The organism is Sulfurospirillum sp. (assembly GCF_036802865.1).
Lineage (GTDB): Bacteria > Campylobacterota > Campylobacteria > Campylobacterales > Sulfurospirillaceae > Sulfurospirillum.
On the sequence record NZ_DAIRVK010000004.1, the window covers coordinates 149,660 to 170,213 of the forward strand.

The window sequence follows — 20,554 nt, forward strand, 5'->3', positions numbered from 1 at the left end:
TAAATAATACATATTGCAATAAAACATGCTACAACCTTTCAATTTTACAGTAAACTATTATACAATATTCAAGGTGATAGAATGAAGATATCAATGAAAAATAGGAAAATTGGTTACACTTATGGCAGTGTTTCTGGTAATTTTTCATTTAGACAAGAGAAGAGTATTGCGTTTGAATCCCTACTTGAAAAAGATTTACTCACGTTATTAGAGTACAATCAAAAAGTTCTTGATGTCGTTGAACAGCCAGTGACTTTAGAATATACCAATAATAATGGTAGAGAAGCCTCATATACTCCTGATTTCCTTGTCTATTTTAAGACAAAAATTGGAGGCAGTATATTTTCGCCTTATGATAAACCTCTACTTATTGAGGTAAAACCACATGATATCCTCCGTAAAAAATTTAATGAACTACGACCAAAATTTAAAATCGCAATGAAGTATGCTATAGAAAATGGATTTATCTTTAAAATATACGATGAGAGAAGAATTCGTGGTGTATATTTTCAAAATATTTCTTTTATTGAAAGATATAAAACACTTCAGTATGATCCCGATGAAGAAAAGCGAATTTTAAGCCATTTAGAAAAATTAGGTCAAACCACAATTGATCATGTGCTTGCATATTTATATGTGTCCCAAACACAAAGAGGTATAGCGATTGGTCAGATTTGGAACATACTTGCAAATCATAAAATTGCGTGTGATATGCATATCCCTTTAACTCAGAATTCAACTATTTGGATCAATGGTGATGATAGATTTGATGAAGAAGGAGATTCCCTTGAGTGAAAAAAATGACAATGCTCATCAGCTTGATAGGCGATCCGTTCAATACAATATTAATGATTATGTTGAGTATGAAGATGAAGCGTATCGAATAACACAGCCATTAGATTTTTACGAGGTAGTTGGAGTTAATGTTCATACAAAGATTGCTCGAAGACTTCTTATTAAAAATTTAAAGCCTATATCAGTGCAAAATACTACTGATAATAGCTATATCAAGCGAGATTTAGAAGAAATCACAGATAAAGATTGGCTGGAAGCTCAAAAACGCTTTCAAGCGATTATTCCATTACTTCAAGGTACCTCACGTGCTGAAATTGAAAAACATGCAGAAGAATTAGGTATTCACTATACAACGCTTTATCGCTGGCATCGATGTTATCTTTCAACAGGTACGATTACAGGAATACTTTCACATAAAAAAGGTCGCAAGGCTGGAGAAATTAAAATCCCAAGTCGAGTTGAAGCTATTATCCAAGAGATGATTGATAAATATTATCTTACAAAGCAAAGGCTCTCTATTCCTTTTGTCATCCAAAAAGTCTTTTTCCAGTGTCAGCAAGAAAATTTAGTGTTTCCAAGTGCAAATACAATCCGTAATCGTATTGCTAGCGTGTCTGAGTATTATCGTTTGAAACGACAAGGTGAAGCTTCTTTAGCAAAAGATAAATATGATCCAAAACCCAATCATTTTAATGCAGATTATCCACTACAGATTGTCCAAATGGATCATACAAAAATGGATATTACAGTAGTTGATGAAGAAACTAGAAAGTCTATTGGTAGACCTTGGGTGACATTAGCAATTGATATTTACAGTCGTATGATCGTGGGTTATTATTTGAGTTTGGATGCTCCAAGTGCAACATCTTTAGCTATTTGTATGACAAATGTTGCTATGCCAAAAGATGACTTACTTCTTAGATTGGATATTAATGCAGAATGGCCTGTCTGGGGTAAAATGCAAACTTTACATGCAGATAACGGTCCTGATTTTAAATCAGATGCATTAAGAAAAGGCTGTTTAGCTCATGGAATACACACTAATTTTAGACCAATTCCGAAAAAGGAGTATGGTGGTCATATTGAGCGTTTGATGGGAACTGTTATGAAAGAGGTACACTCTCTTCCAGGCACAACTTTTTCGAATATTAAAGAACGGCAGTCTTATGATTCTGATGGTAATGCAACAATGACATTTTTAGAGCTTGAAAAATGGCTTGTTACATTTATTACAAAAGTTTACAATAGGCGAAGGCATTCTACTTTAGGGATATCTCCAGAGTTAAAATGGCAAGAAGGAATTTTTGGAAATGCAACTAAACAAGGAACAGGTTATCCTCCAAAGCCTTCCGATCCACAAAGCTTTTTAATTGATTTTTTACCTAGCTATAGCAGAACGATTCAACGAAATGGAGTCAATATTGATGGTTTAAACTATTACGATCATGCCTTGCGCCCCTTTATTAATGCCATAGATCCTGATACAAAAAAGAAAAAGCAATTCACTTTTAAGCGAGATATTAGAGATATGGGGCAAGTGTGGTTTTATGACGATATGACACAAACATATTATAAAATTAAACTCGCTAATGGTGAGATACCACCAATGAGTGCTTCTGAATACAAAGAAGTGCGTAAAGTGATTGGTAAAAAGAATGCTGCATCTATCTCAGATCATGAGATTATTGAAGCCAGAGAGGAATTACATAGGCAAGCCTTAGCTGCTTCTAGTAAAAGTAAAAAAGTAAGGCGAGAGCTAGAAAAAGCCAAAATTCATAAGGCTCGCCCAGAACTTGCTTCATCAAAAGAAATCAAAATTGATTCAAAGAAAATAGAGATTGACGACTCTTTGTGGGATGATGATATCCCTGTCTTTAATTAAACGAGGTAATCCCATGAATACTATACTATATCCTCACTTGCATCCAGACTTTAGACAGTATATGGAAGTTAATGATGAGGCACGAATTGCTAGTTTAGATGAAAATATTTGGATAAATTACCCTAAAAGTGATGAAATTATTCAATTACTTATACAGGCACTCAATCGCGCACATAAAAAGCCTAGAGTTCAAGGGCTCCTTATTATTGGTGAATCTAATATAGGGAAAACATCTATTATTCATCAGTTTCGTTCAATGTATGAAGATGGAGTATTTGTGGATTCGCAAGAAATGACTAAAGCATCAAAGCCGGTCATTTATGCTTTAATGAAGAGCTCTGAAGAAAAAGATCTCTATATTGCCATTCTTGAGAAATTTTTCACTTCGTTTAGGCCAACAGACCCATTAGCAAAATTGAGGCATCAAGCAATTGCGCTTATGCGAGAATGTCATGTGAAGATGTTGATATTAGATGAAATTCATAATTTGCTTAGAGGTACTGCAACAAAACAAAGAATTATGATGGATGCTATTAAAAACCTTAGCAATGAGCTTATGATACCGATTGTTGGCGTTGGAACAAAAGATGCTGCGCTTATTTTAGCATCAGAACCTCAAAATATAAGTCGCTTTGATCTTGTGAGAGTAGATAAATGGGATTTGGATAAGAACTTTAGAGGTATGCTTATGGCATTTGAAAAAAGGTTACCACTTAAAAAGCCTTCTGCTCTTGATAAAAAAGAGAAAGCAACACGCCTATATAATATTTCTAGGGGTAATCTAGGTGATTTGCATCGATTACTGATTGAATGCACACGCTATGCAATTCAACATGGCATTGAAGAGATTACAGAAGAGATTATTGAAAAGCATAAGTGGGTTAAGCCAACGGATACTAGATCAGCAAGGGAGATACTTTTTGCTTCCGATTAATGTTAAACCTTTAGAGGATGAATTATTAAGCTCATGGTTAATTAGAACAGCTATTGCTAATAAAACCGATCCTCTAGGATTTAGCGGAGGAATATGGGAGGATATGTATCGCTTTTGGACAAGAGATTGTGATAGATTCTTCCCGCAAGAAAAAGCAGCTCCTCTTTCCAAATATACAGGATTATCGTATCTTGAACTTCAAAAACTTACACTTGAGCCCATTATCAAAGCAATCACACATCAACAAAAACTCAATCCAAAAATTGCTTGGACATGGATAATCCCAACAGGACAACGTAATAGAACCCGTATCAATGGGTTGCATTTTTGTTCGCATTGTTTGGATGACCCTCCTATATATTTCAAAAAGCAGTGGCGTTTATCTTGGAACGTTGCTTGCCCTAAGCATGGAATACTTCTACAACTGCATTGCCCCAAGTGTTATACTGTTTTTTCACCACACCTTATTACTTATACCAATACTGATTTTACCAAATGTCAAAAATGTGGATTTGATTTAAGACGAGCCCCAATTGTAAAAGCTACTAATGATGTAATCCTATTTCAAGAAAAACTTAATAATGTTGTTTTCAAAGACCATGTGGATACAATGATTCTAAAACCTCCTGATATCACGATTTCAGATATTTTTGCAACGATTCATATTTTAATATTTTTATTTCATCGAGTAGATCGTTGTGAAGCCGTGCAAAAACTTGTTGAAAAGCTAACATCACATTATCCTCGCCACTATGATTTCTCTTCAAGACAAACACTAGAATCCATTGATGTTAAGCAACGTTACCTTCTTATTTCTTTTATTGAGAACCTATTCCAATATGATGCCAAAGGTATTTTTGCACTTATTATGGATTATAGGATAACACGTCAAATGCTCTTGGAGGCTGGATATACATTATCGCCATTTATAGAATACCTTATATCTCAACTAAAAGATAATGGAAGAATAAGTGTTGAAAGGAAAAAACATAGTAAAGCTCTTGAACCAAGAAGCCCAGAGGAAGTAGAAAGGCTGATGGATGAAATACGCAAATATCTCTAATAAGCCGTGTGATAGCTGCCATAAGCTACTTGTAGATTGGGACTATAAATATCAAGGAAAGCATTATTGCAAGGAATGTTTCAATCTTCTTTTTACATTCCAAATATGCTCTCTTTGTGGAAAAAGAAAAAAGATATCCAATGATTTACAAGTGCCAATATGCAAGGTGTGCCAGGTAAAAGACAAACCTTGCATTCGCTGTAATAGGAATGAGTATAAGTTTGGTTTGATTACAAAAGATGGCCCTGTTTGCAAAACATGTGCTGTATATTTTAGAGAGTTTAAAACGTGTTCAGCCTGTCATAATGCATATTATAGTGTATCAAATAGGAAGCTTTTAAATGGCGAGTCACAACTATTATGTCATCGATGTTATAACAAAACACTCCCCATATGCAGCTTTTGCCAGAAGCAACGCAAAACATATACATACGATGAAAACCATAGAGCAATTTGTGCGCTATGTGCAACAAAACAGGATAAACAATGTACTCAATGTGGAGAGATAATTAGTGCGGGAAGAGGGAATTTATGTAAAGAATGTACTTATGTGAATACATTAACAAAAAGGATCAAATTTGGTGTGACCCTTTTGTCTTCAAAGTATATGGGAGAGTATTTTGAGCAATTTGGATGGTGGCTAAAAGATCGTAGAGGTTTTGTGTTTGCAGCAACGCACATCATGAAGTATATAGATTATTTTTTTCAAATCGATTCATTATGTGAAAATCTTGGAAGAATACCAAACTATCAAGAAGTTGTTCAGAGCTTTTCAGTAGCGATAAGTAGGAAGAATTTACTCGTGACAACTTTTCTAAATGAAATTGGATTGCTAATAATTGATAAAGTATGCCAAGAGGAACAAGCCAATAAAGATATGATTGATCGGTATCTTAAAAAGTTCAAACAAGGATTATGGGAATCGAAAATTTTAAAGGCTTATTATGAACATTTACAAAGTAAAACGCAACATAAAGGTTCTATTAGATCGATTCGATTGGCTTTAGGTAGTGCGGCAAAATTATTGGAATATAAAGGATATTTTGATAGTGAGTATTTAACAAACAATATATTAGATGGCTATTTATGGAAATATCCTGGACAAAACAATTCGTTGATGGGCTTCCTAACTTTTCTCAAACAGAGAGGTACAATTTTAGAAACTAGTGACAAAAAACAATTGAAATTTCACATTAAGAGTACCTTGATGCTAAAACAAGAACTAATTATTTATTTGATATATCCTAGCCAAGAATTGAAGTTTTTTCAAAAAGCCATTAGAGTAACGGTAGGTTATTTACATAATATTGATATTCCATCAAATGTCATCATTCTAAAAAAAGATCTTAAAGGAGATTTACGTGGCATGTATTTAGCTGTTGCAAAAAAAAAGTTTTATCTGCCTAAAGAAGTAGAACTATTGTGCTCAATCAAATGATCAATTAAAATCATTTTATATGGCAGTCTCTAAAAAACATGATATCACAAGGATGTAAAATCAAGGAGAGAAGCTAATCTTTTTGACATAAAACTAAAATTTCTTTTGCATTTTTATCAGTAGGACTTAAACATGTGTCCCATTTCCCAGCCTGCACATATCTAGAAAAAATAATTTTGAAACCAACCCTTTGACACATTGTTTCAATCTCATCTTTTGTATAACGTTTATCTCTTACAATAAATTCTCTTGGTAAATTAGTTCCAGCTGTAAACTGTTCTCTTCTATAAATAACTCGTGTACTTTCATCGATAATATAATATTTAGGATTAAAGATATTACCAGTTTTTTCCATAATTTCACTTGGAGGAATCTTGAAAATATGATCTGGTTCTTTTTCAAATGTAAAAATATGTTTTGCTATATGTTTTGTTAATTCATAATTCATAACAGAGATAATAGCATAGCCATCTTTTTTTGTGTGCTGATATATATTTTGCAATATCTGCATATTATCTTTTTCATGAATAAATGACCCTATGACGTCATATAGACATAAAACAGCATTGTACTCTTGGTTTAAGTTAATAGTTCTACAGTCTCCAACTTGAAAAATAACAGAATCGAAACTATTTGCTTCTTGGGCTTTTTGTACTAACTCTTGAGTATAATCTATTCCCATTACATGAAAAATTTTTTCTCCCAAAGCAATACTATGTCTTCCGATGCCACAACCAAAATCTAACACTTCGCTATCTTTAGATAGATCACATTTATCTATAATAAAAGACACTTCCTTATTTGTATGTTTTGACCATTTGTGATTATTATCTATCAACATTCTTGAATAAGCATCTTGAGCCATTGCATCAAAAGAATCTAATAGCTCAGTAATTTCCTCTTTTGATGGATTTTTGATATCCTGTTCATTGAAAGTAAAGGCAAACCATTCCCACCCTTCTTCAATATCTCCCATAATCCATTCTTTTTCGCTTTTCTGTTCAACGCTCTTCAACTTTGTAAGAATATTTGATATATCTGAAGGAAACATAGTGTTAGCTTTTGAAACATGATCATTTATAATAAATTCTGTATTTTGAGTAATATAATGAATATTGTTTTTGCCAAAAGATATAATTTTCTTTTTTTTCTTATTAATAATCGCAGGATGAGAAACTCTTTTAGTAGCACTCTCTAATGCTTTCACTGCATATGGATTTGAACTTAAAATTCCCCATGCATAATAATTAGAAAGCCCCCAGAAAGACAGTAAAAGATTTTTTGCAATACCTTGTTCTCTATATTTTTCATGGACAACCAATTGTGTAACCCATGAAATGATTTTAGATTTATTATCAGGTTCTTTTTTGTTAGTAGAAGCGACTGTGGCTATGGCATATCCTATTAGTTGATCTTCACATCTAGCAGTCGCAATGTAAGTATTGTTTTTTGATGTCCATAATGAGAGCCGTTCTTTACTAAGTTTAATTCTTGTAAATGGATTTCTAGCAGTTTCCCCCCATAATCCATAATTTTCTGAATATAAGATTGACATTTCATGAAGTAAATTAGGATTTTCCAGAGGTGTTTCTATTAAATATTTTGGTTTCATTTCTCAATCTTTTATAATATCTTTTTGCTTATTTTGATAAATATATTGTATCAAAAAGGTTTGAAAATGTTCTTACAATTATAGATAGATTTTATTTAAAAAAGATATTCGATAGTATTTTTTACTTATTGTGAAAAGTCCATCATCATATGCAATAATTCAACATTACAATGATTAGAGCCATATAAAACATCTTTTTTTATTAAATAAAATTTTTTATCAATAGCTTTCATGTTTTCATCGATATTAATACTTTGAACAACAAAGCCAATCATTCCATTAATACCATAATATGATGGATAATAATATTCTGCAGTAGAAGACTTATATTGTGTAGTAAATCTCTTGATACCATCCTCTACATATGCAGCATTTAAGGTTTTTTTACCATCAAGTCTTTTACACTCAATGGTAAAATACGCATCAAACTCTTCAAAGTCATACTTTTGTGGTAAAATTTTTATATCTACTCTACCATTTGCCACATCAACTTCTTTATCAAAATTAAAACCATAAATTCCACATTCCACATTTCTTATATTTCTTTTAGTTATATAATCTAAAAGCAATATATCTCTAATAGCATTTTCATTATTTTTTGGAACTTTTACGCCATCTTTGATCAATAAAAGATAACATGAATATATTTTGCACATGAGATTGAGAAATTCTGTCTTATAGTTAATTTCTGAACTTTCTAAAGGAGTAGCATCAAGTTCTTCAAATATTACTTCGCCCATTGGGACTTTCCTGCTTTTAATATGGCATCTCTAAACTCATAGAAATCTAAATAGCCAATGGCTTTATGCCAATTTTTGTACTCATTTGGTTTTATTACATAAAAACCATTTTTTTCAAAGCCTTTAATATCCTTTTGGATGAATAAATTATCTAAAGTTTTATTTCCTAAAAAAACATGAAAATTTTTAATATTGTCTTCTTTTTCCCAAATTATCGATTGTAAAGGCTTTTCTTTTAGTATTTGAAATTTTATCCCTATAATATGATTACTATAGATTATTTTAGCCTGAAAATACATTTGATTCTGTTCATATATTGTAGAATAGTGTTTTATAAATACATTTGCATATTCTTCAAGCTTTTGTTCTCTATACGTAAGCTTCCTAAAAGTCGTAGCATAGTTTTTACAAATTACCCATGGAATAATGATTTCTGTTGCATAGTCATATAAAGCTTTTTCTTCATCATTTATTTTTAAATTAGTTAAGATGGTACTATCTAATTTAGACATAAGTGCACTTAATTGACTGTGATAGCGAAATATATTAGTAGTTTTAGTATCCGAGTATTCATTTTTAAGTACTTCTATGTCTTGAGCTATTTGAATAATATCTTGACTTTCAATATAAGGACATTTTAACTTCTCTTCATCATGTAATTGTTCTCTTTCAATACCTAAAGAGCTAGCTGTATGTAAATTAAAATACGCAAAAAAACTTGAATTAATTAACCCTGAAAAATTTCTTGCAATATCTATATTTGGGACATTGACTCCTGTCAAAGTATGTTTAAAAACAGCTTCTCTATCTAATATTGCTGCTTTTGCCTTTAATGTTTCAACATCCACACCTCTAGTAATTAGTACAGAGTAAGGTTTAAATAAATTAGAATTTCCTTTTCTATGAACATCTTTGATTGTCCACTTTGGTAAATCTTTAGCTATATAAAAATTTGTTAAGTATTTATCCGATTCTTTTCCTCTTGGAATATCGATAAAATCTTTGCCTATATATTCAGGAATACTGGATTTCCCTTTTGTAGCTTGTATTCCCATTCCTATTGGATAATTATTTTTTAAAGAAAAATCATAAATTGAACAATACGAATTCTTTAATGCTTTTATAAATTTATAGTCTAAATAGCTACCATAAATTAAAGTTTTCCATAAACTATCATCTTGAATAATCTTCTTTTGTTGTATTTTTTTAAAATCATTTTTTGCCAGCATTAAAATTTTAAATTTTTTAAAATAAGGGCTCGGCTTCATAGAAATATATGTAAAAACATTTTTTAATCGCTTTTCTAATGTTCCTTTTCTATAAAATATTATAGAAACAGGAACATCCGCTCCTTCAAAAATTTCTTTTCTTACAGAAGAAAGCTCTAATATTTGTTCTATCAAAAAGTTATTAAAGAAGTTGTGTATTCTAAAGTCTTTTGTTTGTAAATTATATAAAACTTTACTCGCTACTATAAAACCTATTTTTGTATTACTATTAGCGAAATCTCTAACTCTCATCATAAAAGGCTGTACAATATCTCTATTTCCTACTAAAAGATTATTGGCTTTTACATAAGTATCAGCATGAGAACCTTCTTTTATAGTGCTTCTACCATATGGTGGATTCCCAATTATAAATTGAATCCGTTTATCTTTAATAATTGCATTAAATGATGCTTTTGTATCAAAAAAATCATTGTTAAAGAAGTTAGGTTTATTAGGATTTTTTTCACTTTCCATCAAATAAGGAAATAAAAAACTTTCAATCTCTTTTGGATTAAGGTAATCTAACATTGTGAGGTATAAAGAAAATACACTGACTAAAACTGCATTTTTATCTTTATCGATAGCATATATATTGTTAATAACTAACTCAATAATTTCATTTGGTTTAATTGGACGAGAATGTACAATTTCAAACTGCTTAATAAGTTTACGTAAAACTTCCACTAGAAATATTCCACTTCCACATGCAGGATCCAATACACTACAATTATATACATTTGGATTTTCTTCAAAAAACTTATCAACAGTGTGCTTTAATATATAATCTACTAGAAATTTAGGAGTATAGTATGCCCCACTTTTTGAACGTTCCTCTTCTCCAATAAAACTTTCATATACATTAGATATAAATTCTATTGGGATAATAGAAAAGTCATAAATATCAAATAAAGAAGCTTGTTTTGTCTTGATCTCAGTACCTGATATCAAATTTTTTAAGATATTTAAATGAGGAAACTCTTCTACAATTGCTATTTCATAAATATTGTTTTCTTTATCTTCTACAATCGGGAACCAATCACCATTAAACCCATCTTTAGACTTTAAATAGCTAAATAATTCATATGTTTTTTCTTTACTAGATAAAATTATTTTTAAGTCATCATTTGTTAATGGTTTAATCTTGTGATCAAAATTTAAAACTATTTTTCGATCGATTAGATATCTGATAAAAATAATTCTACCGATTAATGCGTTAGCTATTTCTTTAACTAATCCTTTATCAATTAACTCTTCTCTAGCGTAGTCTATATTTTCAAGAAGTTTAGTATCTACCTGCTTTATATCTTTGTTGAAATCTTGAATTTTTTCTAAATAGCTTCCATCTATGAGTGATAAATAATTTAAATTTTCTTGATCTTTTATAGAAGAAAGTAAAAAATTTCCATTGTTTAAAACAAAATCATATCCATTGTATATTTCAAAATTAAATTCATCTTCAATAATAATAATTGGAGATTCAGTAAAATTCCAACATTGCTTAAAAACAGTTTCTTTATAAAGTGTTTTTTGAAAAAATAGAACTAATGGCTTACCATTAAAGATAAAAATTGAGTGTGGACTAATTTTCATAGCATGTAAAGATTTGTTTACTCTTAAAGGTAGCTCTTGAATATCTATGTTTTTTGTATACAAATGTAGATTAGAAACATTTACCATTTCTAATTGTTCATATATATGTTTCATACTACCTCTTTCATAAGCCTATAAAGCAAGATATATTCCCTTACTTCATATTTAAGTATATTATACCAAAAAAGTATAAATTTAAGTTCTTTGTTGTAATATAAGTATAAAATTTATACTTTAAGATTAATATGAATAGAAAAGAGTTTAAAGAGGCACTGAAAAAATTACAGATAACCCAAGAACAGTTTGCAAATGAAGTTGGCTATTCGTATGCTGCTGTTAAAGGGTGGGATATTATTCCGAAGTGGGTACCTATGGTCTTAAATTACAAGATGTTATTAAAGTCTTTTCACAATACAGAATCAATTTCGACAACTATTAATATCTTGAAACAATTGCAGGAAAAAGTACAGAATTTAGACTAATTAATATTTGGAATAACTTTCAACTCTTTATTCACCACTCTGGAACCATCTCTAATATTTATACCAGTATTAAAGTATATCTATATAAAAATGGAAAATTAACGGAAAAACGATTTGCTGAGATTACTGATTATCAATAGGATAGTGGGTATAGATACTTATCGAAAAAATAATTGTATTGATCTTAGGCCAAAAGAATACTGGCATATATACTAGCTCCAATAGCGTGAATAGTTTCTAAAATTGATGCTTTGAAGTGATGTGGCTCTTTGTTGTTTCTCATTTTTGATCCTCCCTTTTTTTTGATTTTATTTTGAATAAGCAACGAAATTTTTTTGCTTAGAACTAAAAAAATAATCATGAGAGCCAGTAATATGTAATCAGTCCAATTGTACCCCATTTCTGTTGGCCTAAAATCAATTTAGCTATCTACTTGTTTATAGATAGCTAAACAGTCAATTATTTATTTTTTTGTAAATACGTCTGAACTGCTATAACAGATACTCCAACAGCTTTCACAGCAGCTTTTAAGTCTGCATCTGAGCATTTGAATTTTTGAGTCCAATATTTTAGCTCCCATGGTTCATTTACGTTGATTTTTGAAGCGTCTTTCGGCCCTTTTTTAGTTAAATCATCTGACATTTATATCCTCCATTTTTTAATTTGTTGTTAGAATTATACAATGGATTTATGCGTATCTAAGGCAATTATTTTTGCCTTAGCTTTCTTTTAAATAAGAAGTTATGTTTTTCACAATTTCATCTTGAAGTTCTTGAGGTTCAATAACTTTGATATGGGGGAAAAATTGTTGTATGGTTGGTATAATTTCATACAAGTTAGTTACTGTAATTTCAAGATACCAATAATCAGAAGCAGAAGGATAAACCTTTTGTGTTGGAGATAATGTCTTTCTTTTGAAAAATTCAATATATTTTGAATGCATTTCTAGTTTAATTTCGATATCATTATTTGTTGGTTTAAAAAAAGCATTAATAGCAGTTTCTAGTTTCCTGTTTAGGGCTTTTGTAACTGGTTCTCCTTGTTCTGCCGTACTTTCAATATCTTCTATTTTTGTTAAGATGTAATTTCTGTATTCTTGACTCTTGTTTTCATTAATCTTAAAAACTCCAACGTACCAAAAACCATCTAGGCTAATTATTTTTAAAGGTTGAATTTTTCTAATATTGCCCTCATAGGTACAATTAACAACCGTATTATTTAAAATTGCTTCTTCGATTTTTTTATATTTTATTAACCCCTTTTTGTTAAGCCTTTCATGGGGTTGTTTTTTATATATTATATCCGTTGACATATCTTTATATTTATCAAATATATCTTTAATTTCTGGGAATATAGCATGATATTTTTTACTTAATATTTCTAATTTTTGAATATAAACTAATTCCTTTGATGTAATAAAAGTTGCATTAATATGATGGTCTTTTATTAATTTCCAATTGTTGTCTTTTCTTGTAAATTTTAATTCATTACCAAAAATAGGTTTTACAATTTTGAAAAAATTATCCCTTAATGTGCGTTCGCTAATATTGTATTTTTTTGCTTCAGTAGTAATATTTACAGATTTTTCTTGAAGTAATTTATCAATAATTTTTGGAAGAAAAGCAATTGCAGTGATATCTTGAGGTTTCACAAGCTACCTTTATATACTAGTAATTGCATCAAGCAATCTATTGTAGCATATATCATGTTACTCAAACGGATTATTTACCTCTTTAGCTACATTCTCAACACTGATTTTTTCAGGCAAGGCTTGCTTCTTTAAATACTCTACAATGGTATCTATTTGACGTTTAAGTGCAAAAGCATACTCTAAGCCTTGTTGATCTTTGGTGATATCCACAGAGCCGTGTATAGAGATTCTATCAAGTCTATTTTCGATATCAAGTTCTCCAATATGGATAACATCTTCTTCATTGGCATAGGGATCAATACAAAGTAGTTTTTCTTTCATTCTAAATTCCTTATTACTTATACGCTTTTGGTTCTGGTAAACTCAGTAGTTGTGCTTTTTTCTCTTCACTCATTTTGGGAAAGAAGTTAATACCACTAAGAATCTCTAACTCTTTAACAGAGATAATGTGATACGCTTTTCCTGGTTCATTATTGGTAAAGTAGACGGCTGCTTTTTGTTGTTTAGGAGAATAGATAATTTTATAGATGTAGGTTGGTACTAATACTCCATTACCAATGGATTTGAGTGTGCCTTTATAGATAGGTCCTGTAATAATATACAGTGATCCTTCTTTCTTAGCTAAATACCTTGTTGCTGATTCAATACTAGACCAGATACCCGTATTGTTATTATGATCTTGAGGAACCATATTAGCTAAACTAAAACTATCTGCTTGAGCTGATTCGGTTGGCATATCAGCAGAAGGAGACATATGCCCTCTGTCATAACCACTTTTAGCATAGTCTTTGAGCTCAGAACGTTCACTTACCGGTAATTGGGTTTCTTCATGGAATTTATCTTTACGTTTAACATCGGCATCAATGGCAGATGAAGTTAAATACTCTGCACTCCATAATGGTGTTTTAGAAATACCACTATGCATGACACCAAATGCTTCAAAACATAACTCTTTGGCTTTAGCTGCTAATTTTTCATTCACGATTTCTGGTGCTTCTGCATCCAGATAAAACTGCGGACAAGCTGTTGGTGCTGCATAGAGCATAATTGAAAATAATGAAGTGAGAAATAATGCTTTTTTCATCAATGAAGTCCTAACTAAAGAAGATACTTTTTAAAGCTGGATATTAGCATATCAACGTGAGATATGTGGGTGATGTGAATCAAGGACGTGCAAATAAATAAAATTTATTTAAAATGGTTTTTATTTATAAAATTGTAAATAGAATTTATTTATTAGAGTTTGATCTTAAATCCTTCATCTTCATCAATAATAGTTTCACCACCTTTACATGTACAGCTTGGACTATAACTGCCATCACAGCAGGTTACGCGACCACTTTGGCAACCACAAACCCCACCATGATGTGAACAGCAACCTCTTTGGGCAAGTAAATCTTTATTGCCATCTTTTATAATCGATTCACAATTTTTCGAGCCTGTCTGAATGACGAAGTTGTTTTGAACATCAGAGGCAAATAATTGTAGGGTTAGCAAGAGCAGAAGGCTTATGAGGATACTTTTCATAAAAACTCTTTATTAGGAAAATATATAGAATTATAACCATAATCTAAAAATTTTTATACTTATTTTAAATATTGCTCAAAACATAAAATTTTTGCTCAGACTAATATTAGCTTGACATTAATTAGATATCTAATTATAATTTCGCTATGAAAACTCAAAGACTTATTACACTTTCCAGTAGATTGGCTGAAAAAGCTAATAAATTTATTATTGTTGAACTAAAGAAATGTAAATTGTCAGATATCGCTCCTAGTCACGGTGACATATTAAGTTTGTTATTTGATGGTAAATCTTATGACATGAGCGAAATTGCAAAAAAAATTCATAGAACAAACCCAACTGTTACAGTTTTGATAGAAAAACTTGAAAAAAATGGTTATGTTCAACGTGTTAAATCAGACAGTGATGCTAGATTTACAAAGGTATCGCTCACGCCTAAAGGGTTTGAGTTAAAACCTGTATTTGAACTAATCTCTCAAAAGTTAAATCAATGTGCATATCAAGGGCTAACAGATTCTGAATCAATATTATTAGAACTTTTACTTGAAAAATCAATTGAAAATTTTGAGAGAATTGAATAAAAATTTCTATAAATATTTAGATATCAAATTATTTTATATTGACTATCATAAAAAGGGAGGACATCACAATAAAATTTACACTTAATCAGATAGGTATTTTCATACTATAGGCTAAGATCCCTAATTATGACAATTAGGTGTCTTTTAACATAAATAATTTCAAGTAATATAAATTTAGGAGATTCAAATGAGCAAATTAAAATCATTAAATGCATGGGAAAATAGACAACATTATGTATCAAGAAGAACAGCACAAGGTTATTTCAATACAGATTCAATAAACAGCAGTTCTTGTGGATCGTCATGCGGCGCTAGTGATGATACAAAAAAACCTGAGCCTAAACCAAGTGCGTGTGGTTCATCATGTGGTGCTAGTGATAAGTAGCTCTTTATCACCCTCGTATTTGGCGAGGGTTTTATACTAAAAATCTGGAAGAAATAACTTGATATTAGCAACACCTAAAAAAACATATGATTTAACAAAAAAAACTTTAGTAATGGGTATTCTCAATATTACTCGTGACTCTTTCAGCGATGGAGGTAAATATTTTGATATCGACAATGCACTTAAAAGAGCACATGAAATCGAAGATGAAGGTGCACATATTATTGATCTTGGTGCAGAATCTACACGCCCAGGATTTATATCAATTGATGAAAAAGAAGAATTTCAAAGATTATTACCACTCATAGAACGATTACGTACAGAATTAACTATTCCAATCTCTATTGATACCTATAAAGCAAATGTTGCAAAAAAATGTATTGAAGCTGGTGCCCACATTATTAATGACATTACTGGTTTTAAAGGGGATATTAATATGGCAGCAGTTGCAGCAGCACTCAATGTCCCTTCTATTCTCATGCATATGAGAGGTAGCCCTGATAATATTCATATTCCAACTACTTATGAAAACGTTTTGAATAATGTTAAGGATGAGCTACAAGAAAGCATTTCAATAGCAATGCATGCCGGTGTTAAAAAAGAAAATATTATTTTAGATCCTGGTATTGGATTTAATAAAACATCAAATGAAAACTTGTATCTAATCCATCACTTATCACAACTCAAAAATTTAGGATTTCCTATTTTAATGGCAGCCTCACGTAAACGTTTTATTGGCGAGATTTTAGAGACGGAGGTAAAAGACAGATTAGAAGGAAGCTTAGCTGTAGCTGTTATCTCAGCTAGAGAAGGAGCTCATATTATCAGAGTTCATGATGTTAAAGAGACTGTATATGCTTTAAAAATTGTCGATGCACTGAAAGCTTTATAAAATACATTTAGGAAACATATGAATAATTTTTTTACTTTTCAATGGCATATTACTGATGAATGTGATCAGCGATGTAAACATTGTTATATTTTTGCAGAAGATAATGCAATTGCTCTTAAAGAAACATCGATAAGAGATATTTACTCTATTTTGGATAATTGTTTAGAAATGTGCAACACATTAAATCGCATTCCCTATTTTTTTATCACGGGCGGTGATCCTCTTTTACATAAAGATTTTTGGAAAATAGTTGAGATACTTAAAAAGAATAATATTGCATTTGGAATTTTAGGGAACCCATTTCATCTGAACCAAGAAGTATGTGAAAAACTTAAATTTTATGGTTGTGATAAATATCAAATGTCTTTAGATGGGCTTGAGCAAACTCATGATTTTATTCGCAAAAAAGGCTCATTTCTAACAACACTTGAAAAAATAAAGTATCTCAAAAAAGCAGGTATTAAAAGTGCCATTATGACAACGGTTTCAAAACTCAATCTATCTGAAATACCAAAGCTCATTGATACGGTTGTTTACTACGAGGTCGATATTTTTGCTTTTGCACGGTATTGCCCTACTAGTTTAGAAAAAAACTTACATATTTCACCTCAAGAATATAAACATTTTTTAGAAATTTGTTGGAAGAAATTTGAGGATTATAAAGATTCAAAAACCGCATTTAATCTAAAAGATCATCTGTGGACACTTTTTTTATATGAAAAAGGTGAATTTATCATTCCATCCAACCTACAGGATGATATCATTTACGATGGATGTAATTGTGCAAATTCACATTTAACTATCCTTCCTAATGGCGATGTCTTGGCGTGCAGACGTATGGATAGTACCGTTGGGAATGTCTATAAAGAACGTTTAGACACGATATTTTTAAGCGAAAAGATGGATGATTATCGCAATTATGAGGCATTTGAGAAATGTAGTAAGTGCGAATTATTGCGCTTTTGTAGAGGATGCCCTGCTGTGGCATATGGCTATACGCATAATATGTATTCGCCCGATCCACAATGCTGGAAAATTGTATCGTAAAAGGACAAAAATGCAGAAAAATGAGATGAATGCAGTTATTTTACATCATACTTGTAAAGCGGAAGAACTTATGCCTACAACTGTTCCTATACCAAACATTAAACCAGATTGGGTACTTGTAAAGATTAGAGGATTTGGTATTAATCGTTCTGAAATTATGTTTCGAAGTTATGAAGCAGACGCACCCTCCATTAACCTTCCTAGAATTCCAGGTATTGAATGTGTTGGAGAAATTGCTGATCCTTCTAATAGCCATTTTAAAAAAGGCGATCGCGTTGTTGCTCTTATGGGTGGCATGGGACGTAGTTTTGATGGTAGTTATGCAACATTCGCTTTACTTCCTACAAAAAATGTTTTTTCAGTAATATCAGATCTAGAATGGGCAGAGCTTGCAGCTATTCCTGAGAGCTATTTTACAGCCTTTGGATCATTATTTGAATGCCTAAACTTAGAAGCTCGTGATACCTTGCTGATAAGAGGGGGAACAAGTGCGACAGGAATTGCTGCTATTCAGCTTGCAAAAAGCATTGGATGTCGTGTAATAGCAACAACTCGTCAAGAAAGGAAAAAGGTATTTTTGAAAGAGATGGGAGTAGATGACGTCATAATTGATGATGGTAAGATATCATGCACACTAAAAAAACTTCTTCCTGCAGGAATCAATAAAATTCTTGAACTCGTAGGAACTAATACACTTGAAGATTCTCTTTCCGCATTAGCCCCTAAAGGCATCCTCTGTTTGACAGGTATTTTAGGAAGTAAAAGTGCTATTGCTTCCTTTGATATAATCAAAGCAATTCCAAATGGAGCTTATATAACCTCATTTTTTAGCAACTATCCAACACAAGAGACTATCAATAAACTTTTTGAACATATAAAAACATATGCAATCAAACCTAAAATTGCATATATATTTCAATTTGAAGAGATTTCTAAGGCCCATTTACTCATGGAGAGCAATGGAGCCAATGGAAAAATTGTTATTTTAACAAATTAAACCGAGTGAAACTCGTTACAAGGATTTACAAAATGTATCTAAAATTCTTAAATATTCTTTTGATATTTGGTCTCATGAGTTCTGTAATAGCAGAAGATAAATTTATGGCATGGGTTTCTGAAGTCATTGCTCCTATTCAAGCATCTTCATGGAGTGATGAAACACCTATTATGCAACAAACACCTCATGGAATACTCAAAGGAATGAAACATCAAGATATACGTATTTTTCGAGGAATTTCTTATGCAAAAGCACCTATCAATGAACTACGATTTGCACCACCAGTAAAAGTGGAATCATGGAAAGGTGTTAAAGATGCAACGCATTTTGGTCCAATGTGTTATCAAGAAGGAGATGGAAATTTTTCGGAAGATTGTCTCTCTTTAAATCTTTGGGTGCCTGAGCGCACTCAAAAAGAGAAATTGCCCGTTTATGTCTTTATTCACGGAGGTGGATATACCCTTGGTTCTGGTTCTCAGCCTCTTTATGAAGGGACGGAGCTTGCAAAAGCAGGGATTATAGTAATTACCATCAATTATAGACTCAACACATTAGGATTTTTACCATCACAAACAGCTTACGAAACATATGGAACAACAGGAAACTGGGCACTTCTTGATATGATTATGGCTTTAGAATGGGTGAGAGACAACGTTGCGTCTTTTGGTGGTGATCCAAAACGTGTGACCATTGGAGGAGAATCTGCTGGTTCATACAGCGTCAGTGCATTAATCAGCTCTCCAAAAGCAAAAGGGCTTTTTCAACAAGCCATCATGGAAAGTGGCGCCTTAACGATGCTTAAAGCAGTTGCCCCAAAAACGGCAGTATCTTATGAACAAGCTACAGCATTAAGTGCAGGATTTTTTCATCACTTTGGACTTGAAGATACCCAAAATGGGCTCAGCCAACTGCGTCAAATACCCGTAAAAGAACTATTGGCAACTTCTCTTCCGATCGAAAAAGAGATTACTCCACCTCAAGTGAAAACCTTTTGGCCCATTCCTGATGGATCTGTACTTCCAAAAAATCCTCTCGAAGAGCTTCAAAAAGGCAATCTAAATCGTGTCAAACTTTTGTTTGGATTTAATAGTGATGAAGCGTCTATTTTTGTAAATCCACAAAGCACACCCGAAGACTACATCAAACTCGTCTCTTCCATGTTTGGGACAAATGCGCAGGCAATCTTAGTAAAGTATCCTATAACGGCTAAACATACTGTCGCTCAACGCATCAATGAGCTGGCAACACTCTCCATTTTACGTAGTGGTATGTACCTTTATGCAGATGCCCTCTCCAAACAAGGTGAAGACGTTTTTGCTTATCACTTTGATTTTGTAGATCCTGATTTAAAAGGAACAAAGTTTGGCGTTGCACATGCTTCGGAATTAAAGTACATTTTTCACAATTATATGCACTCTATCACTAAAGATCAACATGCACAATTAGTTGCAGACCAAATGTATACCGCATGGACAAATTTTATTAAAACAGGAAACCCTAATGGAGGAAGAATGCTACCAAATCATGTTAAATGGGAAAAATACAGTGATCAAAATCGTGTTGAATTGCGCATCTCTGAAAAAAGCAACATGCAACCTATCTCTCACGCAGAAGATGTTGACTTTATCAATACAATGATGCATAGCACTCAAAAATAAATTTCTAAAAGG

Annotated in this window: 20 protein-coding genes; 12 read left to right on the forward strand and 8 right to left on the reverse strand. The window is 31.7% G+C overall.

The genetic code is table 11. The features are described 5' to 3' along the window. The first annotated feature begins 81 nt into the window (after nucleotides 1–81). Genes V7Q04_RS09960 through V7Q04_RS09980 form a run of 5 tightly spaced genes read left to right on the forward strand, consistent with a single transcriptional unit; the run spans nucleotide 82 to nucleotide 6,112 of the window. Entirely contained in the window at nucleotides 82–795 is a 714-nt protein-coding gene (locus V7Q04_RS09960) for a heteromeric transposase endonuclease subunit TnsA (RefSeq protein WP_333804901.1), read from the forward strand. Continuing rightward, nucleotides 788–2,677, forward strand: a complete 1,890-nt coding sequence (locus V7Q04_RS09965) for a Mu transposase C-terminal domain-containing protein (protein ID WP_333804902.1) — start codon at nucleotides 788–790, stop codon at nucleotides 2,675–2,677. Before V7Q04_RS09960 ends, V7Q04_RS09965 begins: the two co-directional genes overlap by 8 nt. A 13-nt stretch (nucleotides 2,678–2,690) precedes the next feature. Continuing rightward, nucleotides 2,691–3,611 carry a TniB family NTP-binding protein gene (locus V7Q04_RS09970; RefSeq protein WP_333804903.1) on the forward strand — a complete coding sequence of 307 codons (921 nt, stop codon included), beginning with the start codon at nucleotides 2,691–2,693 and terminating at the stop codon, nucleotides 3,609–3,611. After that, entirely contained in the window at nucleotides 3,598–4,674 is a 1,077-nt protein-coding gene (locus V7Q04_RS09975) for a TniQ family protein (RefSeq protein WP_333804904.1), read from the forward strand. The genes V7Q04_RS09970 and V7Q04_RS09975 overlap by 14 nt, the downstream gene beginning before the upstream one ends. Next, nucleotides 4,652–6,112 carry a hypothetical protein gene (locus V7Q04_RS09980; protein WP_333804906.1) on the forward strand — a complete coding sequence of 487 codons (1,461 nt, stop codon included), beginning with the start codon at nucleotides 4,652–4,654 and terminating at the stop codon, nucleotides 6,110–6,112. Before V7Q04_RS09975 ends, V7Q04_RS09980 begins: the two co-directional genes overlap by 23 nt. Nucleotides 6,113–6,185: 73 nt before the next feature. Here V7Q04_RS09980 and V7Q04_RS09985 read toward each other — a convergent pair whose 3' ends face one another. The 3 genes from V7Q04_RS09985 to V7Q04_RS09995 all read right to left on the reverse strand — a co-directional run bounded on the left by V7Q04_RS09985 (nucleotide 6,186) and on the right by V7Q04_RS09995 (nucleotide 11,436). Further along, nucleotides 6,186–7,724 (reverse strand): GNAT family N-acetyltransferase, encoded by a 1,539-nt coding sequence (locus V7Q04_RS09985; protein WP_333804907.1) that lies wholly within the window; start codon nucleotides 7,722–7,724, stop codon nucleotides 6,186–6,188. Between the two features lie 125 nt (nucleotides 7,725–7,849). Next, a complete protein-coding gene (locus tag V7Q04_RS09990) occupies nucleotides 7,850–8,464 on the reverse strand; it encodes a hypothetical protein (protein WP_333804908.1) in 615 nt (204 codons plus the stop codon). Next, nucleotides 8,452–11,436, reverse strand: coding sequence for an HsdM family class I SAM-dependent methyltransferase (locus tag V7Q04_RS09995; RefSeq protein WP_333804909.1), 2,985 nt, complete (start codon nucleotides 11,434–11,436; stop codon nucleotides 8,452–8,454). Before V7Q04_RS09995 ends, V7Q04_RS09990 begins: the two co-directional genes overlap by 13 nt. A 131-nt stretch (nucleotides 11,437–11,567) precedes the next feature. On the opposite strand from V7Q04_RS09995, the gene V7Q04_RS10000 reads away from it, so the two are divergent. After that, nucleotides 11,568–11,804: a hypothetical protein gene (locus V7Q04_RS10000; protein ID WP_333804910.1), complete on the forward strand. Its 237-nt coding sequence runs from the start codon at nucleotides 11,568–11,570 to the stop codon at nucleotides 11,802–11,804. A 459-nt stretch (nucleotides 11,805–12,263) separates the two neighbouring features. Here V7Q04_RS10000 and V7Q04_RS10005 read toward each other — a convergent pair whose 3' ends face one another. From V7Q04_RS10005 to V7Q04_RS10025, 5 genes are all read right to left on the reverse strand, one after another. Further along, nucleotides 12,264–12,446: a DUF3606 domain-containing protein gene (locus V7Q04_RS10005; protein ID WP_333804911.1), complete on the reverse strand. Its 183-nt coding sequence runs from the start codon at nucleotides 12,444–12,446 to the stop codon at nucleotides 12,264–12,266. A gap of 76 nt (nucleotides 12,447–12,522) precedes the next feature. Then, nucleotides 12,523–13,455: a WYL domain-containing protein gene (locus tag V7Q04_RS10010; RefSeq protein WP_333804912.1), complete on the reverse strand. Its 933-nt coding sequence runs from the start codon at nucleotides 13,453–13,455 to the stop codon at nucleotides 12,523–12,525. A gap of 57 nt (nucleotides 13,456–13,512) precedes the next feature. After that, nucleotides 13,513–13,776, reverse strand: coding sequence for a hypothetical protein (locus V7Q04_RS10015; protein ID WP_333804913.1), 264 nt, complete (start codon nucleotides 13,774–13,776; stop codon nucleotides 13,513–13,515). 13 nt (nucleotides 13,777–13,789) lie between these two features. Further along, nucleotides 13,790–14,539, reverse strand: coding sequence for a DNA/RNA non-specific endonuclease (locus V7Q04_RS10020; protein ID WP_333804914.1), 750 nt, complete (start codon nucleotides 14,537–14,539; stop codon nucleotides 13,790–13,792). Nucleotides 14,540–14,691: 152 nt separating this feature from the next. Further along, a complete protein-coding gene (locus V7Q04_RS10025) occupies nucleotides 14,692–14,982 on the reverse strand; it encodes a hypothetical protein (RefSeq protein WP_333804915.1) in 291 nt (96 codons plus the stop codon). Nucleotides 14,983–15,215: 233 nt separating this feature from the next. On the opposite strand from V7Q04_RS10025, the gene V7Q04_RS10030 reads away from it, so the two are divergent. The 6 genes from V7Q04_RS10030 to V7Q04_RS10055 all read left to right on the forward strand — a co-directional run bounded on the left by V7Q04_RS10030 (nucleotide 15,216) and on the right by V7Q04_RS10055 (nucleotide 20,542). Then, nucleotides 15,216–15,563, forward strand: coding sequence for a MarR family winged helix-turn-helix transcriptional regulator (locus tag V7Q04_RS10030; RefSeq protein ID WP_333804916.1), 348 nt, complete (start codon nucleotides 15,216–15,218; stop codon nucleotides 15,561–15,563). A gap of 187 nt (nucleotides 15,564–15,750) precedes the next feature. After that, a complete protein-coding gene (gene acgA / locus V7Q04_RS10035) occupies nucleotides 15,751–15,948 on the forward strand; it encodes an ACGX-repeat peptide (RefSeq protein WP_333804917.1) in 198 nt (65 codons plus the stop codon). 58 nt (nucleotides 15,949–16,006) lie between these two features. Then, on the forward strand, nucleotides 16,007–16,840 hold the full coding sequence (folP, locus tag V7Q04_RS10040; RefSeq protein ID WP_333804918.1) for a dihydropteroate synthase: 834 nt from the start codon (nucleotides 16,007–16,009) through the stop codon (nucleotides 16,838–16,840). An 18-nt stretch (nucleotides 16,841–16,858) separates the two neighbouring features. Next, complete coding sequence (acgM, locus tag V7Q04_RS10045; RefSeq protein ID WP_333804919.1) at nucleotides 16,859–17,887, forward strand: radical SAM/SPASM domain protein, ACGX system; 1,029 nt, start codon at nucleotides 16,859–16,861, stop codon at nucleotides 17,885–17,887. A 10-nt stretch (nucleotides 17,888–17,897) separates the two neighbouring features. After that, nucleotides 17,898–18,884, forward strand: a complete 987-nt coding sequence (locus tag V7Q04_RS10050) for a zinc-binding dehydrogenase (RefSeq protein WP_333804920.1) — start codon at nucleotides 17,898–17,900, stop codon at nucleotides 18,882–18,884. Nucleotides 18,885–18,916: 32 nt separating this feature from the next. Further along, nucleotides 18,917–20,542: a carboxylesterase/lipase family protein gene (locus tag V7Q04_RS10055; RefSeq protein WP_333804921.1), complete on the forward strand. Its 1,626-nt coding sequence runs from the start codon at nucleotides 18,917–18,919 to the stop codon at nucleotides 20,540–20,542. Nucleotides 20,543–20,554: the final 12 nt, after the last annotated feature.